Origin of the sequence: Microbacterium sp. Leaf203 (genome assembly GCF_001421275.1) — a bacterium.
Taxonomy (GTDB): Bacteria; Actinomycetota; Actinomycetes; order Actinomycetales; family Microbacteriaceae; genus Microbacterium; species Microbacterium testaceum_A.
Map to the genome: position 1 here is coordinate 643,186 of NZ_LMKF01000031.1, position 12,325 is coordinate 655,510.

General features: G+C 71.5%; 13 protein-coding genes. 6 read left to right on the forward strand and 7 right to left on the reverse strand.

Annotation, left to right across the window (positions count from 1 at the left end; translation table 11 throughout):
* Positions 1–102: 102 nt before the first annotated feature.
* Positions 103–609, reverse strand: coding sequence for a CGNR zinc finger domain-containing protein (locus ASE56_RS17265; RefSeq protein ID WP_056231996.1), 507 nt, complete (start codon positions 607–609; stop codon positions 103–105).
* Between the two features lie 720 nt (positions 610–1,329).
* Here ASE56_RS17265 and ASE56_RS15855 point away from each other — a divergent pair.
* The 3 genes from ASE56_RS15855 (at position 1,330) to ASE56_RS15865 (ending at position 3,614) form a co-directional block, all read left to right on the forward strand.
* Positions 1,330–1,857: a hypothetical protein gene (locus tag ASE56_RS15855; protein WP_056231999.1), complete on the forward strand. Its 528-nt coding sequence runs from the start codon at positions 1,330–1,332 to the stop codon at positions 1,855–1,857.
* Positions 1,858–2,076: 219 nt separating this feature from the next.
* Positions 2,077–2,937: an SGNH/GDSL hydrolase family protein gene (locus tag ASE56_RS15860; protein WP_056232002.1), complete on the forward strand. Its 861-nt coding sequence runs from the start codon at positions 2,077–2,079 to the stop codon at positions 2,935–2,937.
* Positions 2,934–3,614 carry a hypothetical protein gene (locus tag ASE56_RS15865; RefSeq protein WP_056232005.1) on the forward strand — a complete coding sequence of 227 codons (681 nt, stop codon included), beginning with the start codon at positions 2,934–2,936 and terminating at the stop codon, positions 3,612–3,614. The genes ASE56_RS15860 and ASE56_RS15865 overlap by 4 nt, the downstream gene beginning before the upstream one ends.
* Positions 3,615–3,635: 21 nt before the next feature.
* On the opposite strand, the gene ASE56_RS15870 is transcribed toward ASE56_RS15865, so the two are convergent.
* Together ASE56_RS15870 and ASE56_RS15875 are read right to left on the reverse strand one after the other, a co-directional pair.
* A complete protein-coding gene (locus ASE56_RS15870; RefSeq protein WP_056232010.1) occupies positions 3,636–4,445 on the reverse strand; it encodes an RNA methyltransferase in 810 nt (269 codons plus the stop codon).
* Between the two features lie 34 nt (positions 4,446–4,479).
* Entirely contained in the window at positions 4,480–5,682 is a 1,203-nt protein-coding gene (locus tag ASE56_RS15875) for an amidohydrolase family protein (RefSeq protein WP_056232014.1), read from the reverse strand.
* A gap of 125 nt (positions 5,683–5,807) precedes the next feature.
* On the opposite strand from ASE56_RS15875, the gene ASE56_RS15880 reads away from it, so the two are divergent.
* The 3 genes from ASE56_RS15880 (at position 5,808) to ASE56_RS15890 (ending at position 7,856) form a co-directional block, all read left to right on the forward strand.
* Positions 5,808–6,656: a Sir2 family NAD-dependent protein deacetylase gene (locus ASE56_RS15880; RefSeq protein WP_056232018.1), complete on the forward strand. Its 849-nt coding sequence runs from the start codon at positions 5,808–5,810 to the stop codon at positions 6,654–6,656.
* 73 nt (positions 6,657–6,729) lie between these two features.
* Complete coding sequence (locus ASE56_RS15885; RefSeq protein WP_056232022.1) at positions 6,730–7,167, forward strand: hypothetical protein; 438 nt, start codon at positions 6,730–6,732, stop codon at positions 7,165–7,167.
* Positions 7,168–7,268: 101 nt separating this feature from the next.
* Positions 7,269–7,856, forward strand: coding sequence for a histidine phosphatase family protein (locus ASE56_RS15890; RefSeq protein WP_056232026.1), 588 nt, complete (start codon positions 7,269–7,271; stop codon positions 7,854–7,856).
* Here ASE56_RS15890 and ASE56_RS15895 read toward each other — a convergent pair.
* The 4 genes from ASE56_RS15895 to ASE56_RS15910 form a co-directional block, all read right to left on the reverse strand.
* Positions 7,853–8,668 (reverse strand): CoA ester lyase, encoded by an 816-nt coding sequence (locus ASE56_RS15895; protein ID WP_056232418.1) that lies wholly within the window; start codon positions 8,666–8,668, stop codon positions 7,853–7,855. The genes ASE56_RS15890 and ASE56_RS15895 overlap by 4 nt on opposite strands.
* A 79-nt stretch (positions 8,669–8,747) precedes the next feature.
* Positions 8,748–9,215, reverse strand: coding sequence for a MaoC family dehydratase (locus tag ASE56_RS15900; RefSeq protein WP_056232031.1), 468 nt, complete (start codon positions 9,213–9,215; stop codon positions 8,748–8,750).
* Complete coding sequence (locus ASE56_RS15905; protein WP_056232034.1) at positions 9,212–10,390, reverse strand: acyl-CoA dehydrogenase family protein; 1,179 nt, start codon at positions 10,388–10,390, stop codon at positions 9,212–9,214. Before ASE56_RS15905 ends, ASE56_RS15900 begins: the two co-directional genes overlap by 4 nt.
* Positions 10,387–12,324: a biotin carboxylase N-terminal domain-containing protein gene (locus ASE56_RS15910; protein WP_056232039.1), complete on the reverse strand. Its 1,938-nt coding sequence runs from the start codon at positions 12,322–12,324 to the stop codon at positions 10,387–10,389. Before ASE56_RS15910 ends, ASE56_RS15905 begins: the two co-directional genes overlap by 4 nt.
* Between the last annotated feature and the right edge of the window lies 1 nt (position 12,325).

Consider the following 12,325-nt stretch of genomic DNA (forward strand, 5'->3'; position numbering starts at 1 on the left):
GCACGCGTGAGTCGCGGCGGCAGAAGACCGGTCGTCCCCGCTGCCCGGCGTCGTTGCACACCTGTGGTCGTGGCCGGCCCAGAGCGCCGTCGAGACGAGCGTCTACTGACGAGCCGCGGCGCGGTGTCGATGCACGCGCTCTCGCGTGGCGCACCGCGGACTGCAGAACTCCCGGTGTCCTCGCGGGGAGGTATCAACGAACGGCACGATGCACGTCGAGGAGCGGCACACTCGGAGCTTGTCGAGGTCTCCAGCGGACCACAGCTCGACAGCAGCGGCGACGACCGGTTCGAGCAACGGAGCCGACGGTCCGGCCTCGCTCAACCTCAGGCTCACTCCACCGTTGGCACCGAATGCCAGCGTGAGACCCCATCTGCGACCAAGTTCGCTCAAAGCCTCGGATGCACCCTCCCGGGGACCGAGCAAGATGCGTACGAGGTCGTCACGCACGGCGATGACGGTCTCCAGGTCGGCGGACCAGCCGTTCGGGGACAGACCGTGCAATTGTCCGACGGTCGTCAGCTCGTCAGAGAAACCCGGCTCCGGTCGGGTGTCGAGCAGTGCAAGCAACAGAGCGCGATCAGATCCCTGCGGGGTGACGTCGTCCACGTCATTATTGTAACGCGCAAAATTGAGTGTGTGCGTTACGTTAACGCAATGCACAATAATTCCGGCCGTGTGGGGCGTTCCTTTTGGGTGTGGCTCGGGGTCGCCTCGCTCGTGAGGTCTCCCGTTCTCATGTCTGCGGTCGCCTTCAGTGCCATCGCGGCACTCGTGCTCCAGAACCCGGACCGGGGCGGACTCCTCGCGGCGGCGAGTGTCGTCGGGATGCTGGCAGGAACGCCCGCGAGCATCGTCGCTCAACGCCTTCTCTCGACTCGGAGACTGCTGACCATCCAGCTTCTCCTGTGTTCTGGGAGTTGGTTGGCGCTGGCGTTCAGCCTGGACCGCCCCTTCGGTCTCTGGATGGCGATCTCGGCTGTCGCCGGCTCGAGCATGGCCGGGTCGGCGGGGCTCGTCCGCTCCACCCTGTCCGCGGCCGTGCCGGCGCGGAAACAGGCTCGAGCATCGACACTCGACGCTTTGGCACAGGATGTGCTCGTTTTTCTCGCGCCGGTTTTCGTAGCCGTCGCCCTCAGCGCGGGAGCTGTCGGTGCGCCAGTGGCTGTCTCGGTACTCGCACTCGCGGCAGTCATCGGTGTGCAGTTCCAGACAACGGACTCAGCTTCGACGCCGTCCGGCGAGCATGCCCTCGATAACGCAGTGGGCGCGACACCGCGACCGTCATTTCATTGGTTCACCTGGACCTGCTTCAGCGTGGGAGTCGGAATGCTGCTCGGCGCCGTCGAGGCGGGAGCAGTGGGCCTTTCCCTCCGACTGGGCCTTGAGGTTCAGGACGCGTGGCTCGCATTCCTGGCTCTGGGCGCATCGAGCGCCGTCGGAGCGTGGCTGGACATCATCTGGCTCCAGCGCTGGCATCCGTCGCGACGGCTCCCCCTGCTCATCGCCGTCTTCCTCGCCGGCGCCGTCTTGCTCACCTTCGAGCCGCAGTGGCTGACGGCCCTCGCGGGATTGCTGCTCGTCGGGCTCCCTACGGCCGCCCTTCTGGGACTGCGATCGCACGTGTTCGACTCCGGCGCCGCCGCCCACCGCAAGACGGGCCTTACTCTCGCCTTCGCCGGTCAGAGCATCGGATTCGCCGTCGGCGCAGCCGGCTTGGCGCTTTCCGGTCGATCCGGGGCGCTCGTCGTCGCCGGGAGCGTCGTGGCAGCCGGAGGATTGCTCGGAACCATCGAGCTCAGACGCCAACCCGGTGGTCGTCGAGCGGGCCGTGCGCCCCGCGGCTCGACGCCGTGACCGGTCGAAGCCGACATGTCTCACGGTGCCGCGGTGACAGCGTGGTGCGCGCGGGTGCGATCCCGAAAACGCCGTCCCCGCCCGGAGACGCGAGCAGCACGCGTTTCTGCGAGTGAATCGCGTTTGTACCGGACGACCGTCGCCGGATGCCGCTGCCTCTCGCGTCCGGCTCTCTCGCGGTGTCGGAGGCCGGGGGTACCGTGGAAGCCGGAGGTTTCGATGACACTCGATCCGCACTCGCCCCGCACCCCGTCCGCGTCCGACAACCCCGGCCCCCACCCCTGGCGGCGCTACGTCGCCCTCGGCGACTCGTTCACTGAGGGAATCGGCGACCCGCTGCCCGACGGCGGTCACCGCGGGTGGGCCGACCGGGTCGCCGAGGTCCTCGGCGCGCAGGTCGACGATTTCGCCTACGCCAACCTCGCGGTGCGCGGAAAGCTCATCGCGCAGATCGTCGCCGACCAGATCGAGCCGGCGCTCGCGCTCAAACCCGACCTCATCACCATCTCCGCGGGCGGAAATGACGTCATCCGCCCGGGCAGCGATCCCGATGCCGTGTCGCGGCAATTCGAAGACGCCGTCGCGCGTCTGCGCGCCAGCGGGGCCACCATCGTCGTCTTCACGGCGATCGACACCGAGTTCACGCCGGTGTTCCGCGGCATCCGGGGCAAGGTCGCGATCTACAACGAGAACATCCGCTCGATCGCCGACCGCTACGACTGCGTGGTCGCCGACCAGTGGGGCCTCAAAGAGGTGCAGGACATGCGCTTCTTCGACGACGATCGCCTGCACTACAACTCCCTCGGTCATCACGAGGTCGCCCGCATGGTGTTGCGGGCCCTCAACGTGCCCAACGACCTCGAGCCGATGAAGGCCGAGACCAGGGCGATCACGACGTGGCGCGCCGCCCGCGAGAAGGACTTCGTGTGGGCGCGCGAGTACCTCGTGCCCTGGGTGCTGCGGCGTCTGCGACACCAGTCGTCCGGCGACCACATCCAGCCCAAGCGTCCCGAGCCGCTTCCGGTGGTGACCCTCGCCCCGGGTCGGGATGCCGCGGACTCCCGCGAGACGCAGGCGTGACGCCCGTGCACGCCCTTCCCGACGCGGTCGTCGCCCTGCTGCGCGTGGCCGACGCCGACACCCTCCTGCGAGACGCCGATGCGCTCGCCGAGACCCTCGCCGACACCGGGTGGGCGCCCGAGGTCGAGAGCGGTCGCTTCAGCGCCGCGGGGTGGGATGTCGTGTCGTCGGCGTGGCCGCCGAACCTGTCGGTGTTCCGCGACGGGGAGCTTTCCGACGTGCGCCGCGACGCGCTCGCGATCGCCGAGACGCTCAACGCCGAGCCGCAACGATGGGCCTTCGACACCGAGGGGCCGGACTGGTCGGGCTGGAACGCCGACGACCCGCGGTGGGACGACGAGCAGATCGACTGGCTCGAGTGGCGCGGCCGGGGTGTCGTCGTGCAACTGTTCACGGCGCCGGAGGCGCAGATCGGCCCCGACGCGCTCCCTCCGCATCTGCACCTCGCGATCGAACGGGACGATTCCCCGCCCGAGGGCCTGCCGCGCGACGACGCCCGTGACCGCCGCGTCGCCGCGGACGGAAGCGTCGTCGAGAGGTGGTACTTGGTCGGCGAGGACGATCTCCCCGACGATCTGCTCGCGGCGCTTGGCGCCGACCCCGACCAGCGCGTGAGCGCCGCCGCCGCGTCGGAGCTCCGCATGCGTGCGGGCGGGTTCGATGACCCGACCGGCTGAGCCGGTTCGAAATCCCCCGCCTTAGGCCCGGCGTCCCCGTCCGAGTTCCCACAGCGCCACCGCGCTCGCCGCGGCGACGTTGAGCGAGTCCACTCCCCCGGCCATCGGGATCGTCACGACGGTGTCCGCCGCGGCGAGCGCGCCCCGGCTGAGTCCGTCGCCCTCGGATCCCATCAGCAGGGCGATGCGCTCGTGCCCCGCGGCAGAGAAGGCGTCGAGGGTCACCGCGTCGTCCGACAACGCCAGTGCGGCGAGGTGGAATCCGGCGTCGTGCAGCAGGGGGGCGGCATCCGACCACTCCGGCAGTCGCGTCCACGGCACCTGGAACACGGTGCCCATGCTGACGCGGACGCTGCGTCGGTACAGCGGGTCGGCGCAGCGCGGGGTGACGAGCACCGCGTCGGCGCCGAGGGCCGCCGCCGAACGGAACGCCGCTCCGATGTTGGTGTGATCGACCACGTCTTCGAGAACGACGACGAGCCGGGCGTCGCGCACGACTTCTTCGACGGATGCCAGCGCGGGGCGATGCATGGACGCCAGGAGCCCCCGGTGCACGGTGTATCCGGTCACCCGTTCGGCGACCTCGGCCGGGACGACGTAGACCTCGGCGTCCTCACCGACGAGCGCGAGCGCATCGGCGAGGAACTTCTCCTGCACGAGGACGGAGCGCGGCCGGTGCCCCGCGCGAAGGGCGCGATCGAGGACCTTCGAGGACTCTGCGATGTAGAGCCCGCCAGCCGGCTCCGACACCCGCCGCAGCGACACGTCGGTGAGATCGCGATAGTCGGCGAGGCGCGGGTCGGCGGCGGAGTCGAGGGGGATGACGGGCATCCCCCCATGGTGCCAGCAGCCCGCGCGCCAGGCCTCACGCCACGTGCAGCGCCCGACCCCCGGCGATCACCAGGGCCCGCTCGGGCTGACGCACGAGCGCATCCATGGAGTTCTCGGCATCCACGAGGACGATGTCTGCGCGCGCTCCCTCGACGAGGTCGTGCACCTCTCGACCGACCGCCCACGCACCCGCGCGGGTGGCGAGCTCGACGACGCGGAGCAGCTCCTCGTCGCGCACGAGCCCTCCCGCGCGGGCGTACTGCCAGGCGATGGCGAGCGTGTCGCCGGTGCCGAAGGGGCTCCAGAGATCCCGGATGCCGTCGGTGCCGAGCCCCAGCCGGACACCGGCCGCGTCGAGCTCGGCGAGGGGAAGCTGCGCCAGCCGCAGCGGGGCGACGGTGGTCATCGATACGCCGGCCGCGCCCATCGCGGCGAGGAGGTCGCGCCGACGCGCGGGGTCGAGCTGGGCGACGGCGAACCCGTGGGCGATGTTCACCCGTCCGCCGAGTCCCAGGCGCTGCGTGCGCTCGATGAGCAGTTCGATCTGGAACGCGCCGAGCTCGGCCGCATCGTGTAGGTGGATGTCGAGGTCGACCCCGGTGTCGGCGGCGAGCGCGGTCAGGGCGTCGATCTGTCCCACCGGGTCGCGGTCGATCGACGCGGGGTCGAGACCACCGATCCCCGTGACGCTGTCGCGGCCTGCGGCCTCGCGCAGCAGCTCGAGGACACCCGGGCGTCGAAGCACCCCATCCTGCGGGAAGGCCACGATCTGCACGTCGAGGGCGCCCCCGTAGGCGGCCGCGGCTTCTTCGACCGCCTCGATCCCGCGCAGGCCCACCCCGTTGTCGACGTCGACGTGGGTGCGGATCGCGGTCGTTCCCTGGCGGACGAGCTCGCGGAGCACGAACGCGGAGCGCTCGAGCGAGGGGATGCCGAGCGCCTCGCGCTGCTCCCGTTCGTGTCGGATGCGCCCCTCGGTCGACCCCTCGCCGCCGTACGACTGCCACGGCAGTCCCCACCACGACTTGTCCACGTGCGCGTGGGCGTTCACGAGCCCCGGCAGGGCGAGCAGCCCGCGTCCGTCGAATTCCCGGATGCCGATGGGGTCGGCGGCGGCGGGGGTGATCGCGGTGATCCGTCCCCCGTCGATGGCGATGTCGACGAGATCACCGCCCCACGGACGCACGCGGCGGAGGGAGGTGACGTCGAGCATGGCGGGCCGGGGGAAGGAGCTCATTCCCCCAGTCTCCCTTTCGCGCGCTCCTCCCCGCGACACGGACCCGTCGACGGGACGGGAGGAGGGGCTGCCGGCGCGAGCCGGTGTCGGCGCCCCGCCATAGACTCGATGGGACGGAGGTGTGCATGACCGACACGACGCAGGACGCCGAGTTCTCGGCATCCATCGATCGCGCCGTCGAGGTCCTCGCCGGGCGCAAGATCGCCGTCCTCACGGGCGCGGGCGTGTCGACCGATTCGGGGATACCCGACTATCGGGGCAAGGGGGCGCCGACGCGCACGCCCATGACGGCTCAGCAGTTCCTCTCGAGTGCCGACGCGCGCCGCCGCTACTGGGTGGGCAGCCACCTGGGGTGGAAGGTGTTCGCCGCCGCGCAGCCGAACGACGGTCATCGCGCCCTCGCCGATCTCGAGTCCGCCGGAGTCGCCAACGGCGTGATCACGCAGAACGTCGACGGTCTGCACGTGCGGGCCGGCAGCGGACGCGTCGTCGAGTTGCACGGCACGATGCGCCGCGTCGGCTGTCTGCAGTGCGGGCAGGTGTTCGACCGCCGCGACCTGGCCGAACGCGTCGAGGCCGACAACCCCTGGATCTCGCTCCCCGAGAATGTCGAGCTCGGCCCCGACGGCGATGTCACCCCGGCGAGCGCCGACGGTTTCGTCGTGCCGGTGTGCTCGGTGTGCGAGGGCACGCTCAAGCCCGATGTCGTGTTCTTCGGCGAGTACATCCCGGTCGAGAAGTTCCGCGAGGCGGAGCAGCTCGTGCACACCAGCGATGCGCTGGTCGTCGCCGGCTCGTCCCTGGTGGTCAACTCGGGCATCCGGCTCGTCGAGCGGGCGCGACGCAAGCGCCTCCCCGTGGTCATCGTCAATCGCGGCGAGACGCGCGCCGACCAGCGCGCGGCGGTCAAGATCGACGGGGGCACGACGCACGTGCTGCGGGCGTTCGCGGATCGGCTGCCGGGGCTGCTCTGATGACTCGCGCTCCGGCTCGCCGTCGGGGCGTCGGGCCGTGACCGCGCCCGGGGAACCTCGACGGTCGACGCCGGTGGGCCGTCCGCACCGGAAGAGCGTCCTGCTGCTCGTCGCTCTCGCGACCGTGATCGCCGTGGGACGCCTCCTCGGCGAACCGCCCGGCGTCCTCGAGGACGAGGAGGCGGCGGGCTTCGCCGACCACGGCCTGTTGACGGCGATCTCGGTCACCGCCATCGCACCCGACCGCATGGACGCGGTGTCGGCGGCGCTGCAGCAGGGTGTCATCGCGGGGAGGGCGAATCAGAGTCCGTATGGATGGTCGCTCCTCTCGGCAACGGACGACGCGGTCTCGGTCGCGGCGTACTACCACTGGGGGAAGGGCGGTCCCCTGGATCTCACCGCCCGCCCCGATTGGGGACGCGCCTGCCGCATCTACGATCTCGGCACGAAACCCGTGATCGCACACCCGATCGACTGCCCCGAGGACACCCCCGACCGCCCCCTCGGGTGATTGCGCCCGGCCCCGTTCGGAACGACAGGGCCTCGCGTGGCCCCGTCTCGCGCGGGCGCCGCCGTGGGGCCGGCTCCGCCCCCGCCGGTTAGGCTCGACGCGTGACGATTCTGACTCTGGTGCGGCATGGCGAGACGGCATGGAACTACGAGGGACGCATCCAGGGGTCGACCGACATCCCCCTGAACGACACCGGTCGACTGCAGGCGCGCGGCATCGCCGAGACCCTCGCCGCGGAGTACGCCGGCCGTGAGGTCGTCGTCGTCTCGAGCGACCTGGGTCGCGCCGCCGAGACGGCCGACATCATCGCTGCGGCCCTGGGCACGTCGGTGACCCTGCGCCTCCCCGGCCTGCAGGAGCGCTCGTACGGCGAGGCCGAGGGCATGGACGCGCCCACCTTCTCCGACACCTACGGCCCCTGGCACGCGGCCGATGTGCCCGGCGCCGAGACCTGGCCGGTCGTGCGCGAGCGTGCGCTGGCCGCGCTCGCCGAGGCCGTGGCATCCGCGCCCGACGGCGTCGACGTGATCGCCGTCGCACACGGAGCGCTCATCCGCGAGGTCATCATGTTCGCCACCGACGGCGAGTTCCCCCGCGAGGGCGAACGCCTGCCGAACTGCTCGGCGACGACCTTCCGCCTCGACGGCGACCGCTGGGAGATGCTGGCCTACGCCGGCGTCGCGAGCTAAGCGTTTTCCGCCCGCGCGACGAGCGAGCGGGCGTGGCGCAGGATCGGCTCGTCGATCATCCGCCCCTCGTGGCGGAATACTCCCCGCTCCCCCTCGGCCGCGGCGAGCACTCCGCGCGCCCACTCGACCTGCTCGGGGGGCGGGGCGTACGCCTCGCGGATCGTCGCGACCTGCCCGGGGTGAATGCACGCGGTGGCCGTGAATCCGGATGTCACGGCATCCCGCGCCTCGTCCGAGAGGCCGTCGAGGTCGGCGATGTCGACGTGCACGGCGTCGATCGCCTGCTTGCCGAAGGCTCCGGCGGCGAGCAGCACCCGAGCCCGCGCGAGGCGTGCGACGTCGCGATACCCGCCGTCGTCGCTGCGGCTCGAGGTTCCGCCGAGGCTCGCGACGAGGTCTTCGGCACCCCACATGAGCGCGATCACCTGCGGCAGGGCGGCGAGCTGCTCGGCGGCGACCACCCCACGAGCCGTCTCGCACAGGGCGATCACCTCGTACCCCTCGAGCCGCGCGAGCGCGGCAGGATCCTCGGCCTTGGCGACCATCACGCGCCGCACGCGGGTCTCGGCGACGGCGTCGAGGTCGAGCGCGAAGTCGGGCGTCTCGGGTCCGTTGACCCGCACGATGACGCGTTCGGGGTCGGGGTCGGCGGCGATCAACTCTACGCGGGCGTGAGCCTTGGCATCCGGGGCGACGGCGTCTTCGAGGTCGAGGATCGCGGCATCCGCCCGCTCGAGAGCCTTCGACAGCCGTTCCGGCCGGTCGCCGGGTACGAACAGGAGTGCGGGACCGAGCGAGAACGATGCGCTCACGCCGCCCACCCCCGCAGCACCGCGGAGATACCCGCGGGGCCCTCGTCGAACGCGCCGCACGGCTCGGGAAGGGCCCCGCTCACGCCGCCGCCTCCTGCGCCCACACCAGTACCGTGCGGGTCGCGGTGGCGACCACCTCGTCATTCTGCGAGCGTCCGGTGTGCTCCATGACGACGATCCCCTGACCGGGCCTCGACGCCGAGGGGCGCACCGAGACGATCTCGGTCTCGGCGATCAGGGTGTCACCGACGAACAGCGGAGCCGGGAAGCTCACGTCGGTCAGCCCGAGCTGCGCGACGAGCGTGCCCTGGGTGAGCTGCCCCACCGAGAGCCCCACGAGGGTCGACAGCGTCCACATCGAGTTCACCAGCGGACGACCGAACGGCTGGGTCGCCGCGTAGGCGGCATCGAGGTGCAGCGCCTGCGGATTCATCGTCAGGGTCGTGAACACCACGTTGTCGGCATCCGTCACCGTCCGCCCGGGACGGTGCGCGTACTTCTCACCGACGACGAACTCCTCCAGATACAGGCCGCGCTGCTCGATCATGCCGCAACGGTACCCGTGAGCCCCAGCGCACGCGAGATCACCATGAGCTGCACCTCGGTCGTGCCCTCGCCGATCTCGAGGATCTTCGAGTCGCGGTAATGCCGCGCGACCGGGTACTCGTTGATGAAGCCGTTGCCGCCGAACACCTGGGTCGCGTCGCGCGCGTTCGCCATGGCGGCGTCGCTCGCGGTCATCTTCGCGACGGCGGCGTCGACGGTGAAGGGCTTGCCGGCGTCGCACAGGCGCGCGGCGTGCACCCACGCGAGGCGGGCGGTGTGTACGCGGGCGTGCATGCGCGCGAGCAGGAACTGCATGTTCTGGCGCGTCGACAGGCGCTCGCCGAAGACGGTGCGGCTGCGGGCGTAGTCGACGGCGGCTTCGAGGCAGCCCTCGGCGGCGCCGGTGGCGAGGGCGGCGATCGCGACGCGGCCCTCGTCGAGGGTGCGGAGGAAGTTCTTGAACCCGTGCCCGCGCTGGCCGAGCAGGTTCGCCTCGGGAACTCGCACGCCGTCGAAGGTGAGCGGATGCGTGTCGGAGGCGTTCCAACCGACCTTGTCGTACGCGGGACCCACGGTGAAGCCGGGCGTGCCGTTGGGCACGATGATCGTCGAGATCTCGGGGCGGCCCGCGTCGGTGCGGCCGGTAACCGCGGTGACGGTCACGAATCGGGTGATGTCGGTGCCGGAGTTGGTGATGAACTGCTTCGTCCCGTCGATGACCCATTCGCCGCCCTCGAGCTTTGCGGTCGTGCGGGTGGCGCCGGCGTCGCTGCCGGCCTCGGCTTCGGTGAGTCCGAATCCGGCGAGCGCGCGACCGGCGACGAGGTCGGGAAGGTACTCCGCCTTCTGCGCGTCGGTGCCGTAACGGTAGATCGGCATGGCGCCGAGGCCGACGCCTGCTTCCAGCGTGATGGCCATCGACTGGTCGACGCGCGCCACCCCCTCGATCGCGACGCACAGGCTCGCGTAGTCGCCGCCCTGGCCACCGACCTCTTCGGGGAACGGCAGACCGAACAGTCCCAGGTCGCCCATCTGCTCAACGAGGTCGAGGGGCAGCTGGTGCGCGCGGTCGGCTTCGTACGAGCGTGGCGCGATCACCTCGTCGGCGAACTCGCGCACCATCGCGCTCAGTTCGCGCTCGTCGTCGGTGAATACCTGCTGGCTGTCGATGCTCACGAGAGGGTCTCCTTGTGGGATGAAGCGGGGTGGGATGCCGGGCTGCCGGCGGAATCGTGGGACTGGGGGATCTCAGGGCTCACCGTCGCGACCACCGCGTCTCGCGCGACCTGCGAGCCCGCGGAGGTGCGCAGCCGCACCGTCCCGGCGTGCGGGGCCACGACCGTGTGCTCCATCTTCATCGCCTCGATCGTGAGGAGCCGGGCGCCGGCCTCGACGCTGTCTCCATCGACGACGTGCACGGCGACGACGGTTCCGGGGAGAGGGGCGACCAGGTCGGGATCGACGGCCCCGGGCGCGCGGCCCGCGGCGGTCCGGCGGCGCTGGGCGGCATCTCGCCGCGACACGACTCGCAACCGGTGCGCTCCCCCGTCGGCGTGCACCCAGTACTCATTCGGGCCCCCGACGACCACGGCCCTGCCAGACGCGGGCGCCACCGCGTGCACCTGCCCGGCGTCGTCTTCGAGCGACACCGGGCGAGCGGCCGCCGCTCCCCCGGCCCGCCACGCCCCGACGCGTCCCCAGACGGAGCCGTCGGCCGGGGTCCCGGCATCCGCGGCTCTCTGCGCCACGGCGGCGAGCGCGGCCTGCGACGGTTCCGGAGCCTCCGGAGTCCCCCGCCGATCGAGCAACCCCGTGTCGAGGTCGCCTGCGCGCACGGCCGGGTCGGCCAGCAGGGCGCGAAGATCCGCGATGTTCGTGTCGACGCCGAGCACGACCGTGTCGGCGAGGGCCGCGTCGAGTCGGGCGAGGGCCGTCTCGCGGTCGGGGCCGTGTGCGATGACCTTGGCGATCATCGGGTCGTACAGCGAGCTGACGACGCTGCCGGTCTCGACGGCGCTGTCGACGCGGGCGGATCCCGGATGCCACAGGCTCACGGCCCCGGTCGCCGGGAGGTATCCGCGGGCGGGCGTCTCGGCGTACACGCGCGCCTCGATCGCGTGACCGTCGAGGCGGATCTCGCCGAGCTCGAGCGCGAAGCCCGCCGCGACCCGCAGCTGCTGCTCGACGAGGTCGATGCCGGTGACCATCTCGGTCACGGGGTGCTCGACCTGCAGGCGCGTGTTCATCTCGATGAAGAACGGCTCGTCGAGCCGGTCGCCCGCGACGAGGAACTCCACGGTTCCCGCGCCGAGGTATTCGACGCTGCGGGCGGCGGCGACGGCGGCCTCGCCCAGGCGGGCACGGGTGGCGGGGTCGACGACGGGTGAGGGAGCCTCTTCGATCACCTTCTGATGCCGCCGCTGCAGGGTGCACTCGCGCTCGCCGAGCGAGAGGGTCGTGCCGTGCGTGTCGGCGAGAACCTGCACCTCGATGTGGCGCGGCCGCTCCAGCAGCCGCTCGAGCAGCAGGGTGTCGTCGCCGAAGGCCGCGGCGGCGACCCGGCGGGCCGTCGCGAGCGCGTCGGAGAGGTCGGCGGGACCGGTGGCCACGGTCATGCCCTTGCCGCCCCCACCGGCGGAGGGCTTGACGAGCAGGGGGTATCCGGCGCGGTCGGCCTCGGCGGCGATCTCGTCGTCGCTCAACCCCGTCGCGGAGAAGCCCGGCACGGTCGGCACGTCATGGGCGGCGACGTGCTCCTTCGCGCGGATCTTGTCGCCCATCACCTCGAGCGCCTCAACTCCGGGGCCGACGAACACGATTCCCGCCACGGCGCACGCACGGGCGAAGCCGGCGTTCTCGCTGAGGAAGCCGTAGCCCGGGTGAACGGCGTCCGCCCCCGACGACACGGCGGCGGCGACCACCGCGTCGACGTCGAGGTACGAGGGCACGCGCACGGCGTGATCGGCCTCGCGGGCGTGGGGCGCGTCGGCATCCGCGTCGGTGAAGACGGCGACCGAGCGGATGCCGAGACGCCGCAACGTCCGAAACACCCGGCGCGCGATCTCACCGCGGTTGGCGACGAGGACGCAGGGGAAGGGGGGAATGCTCATG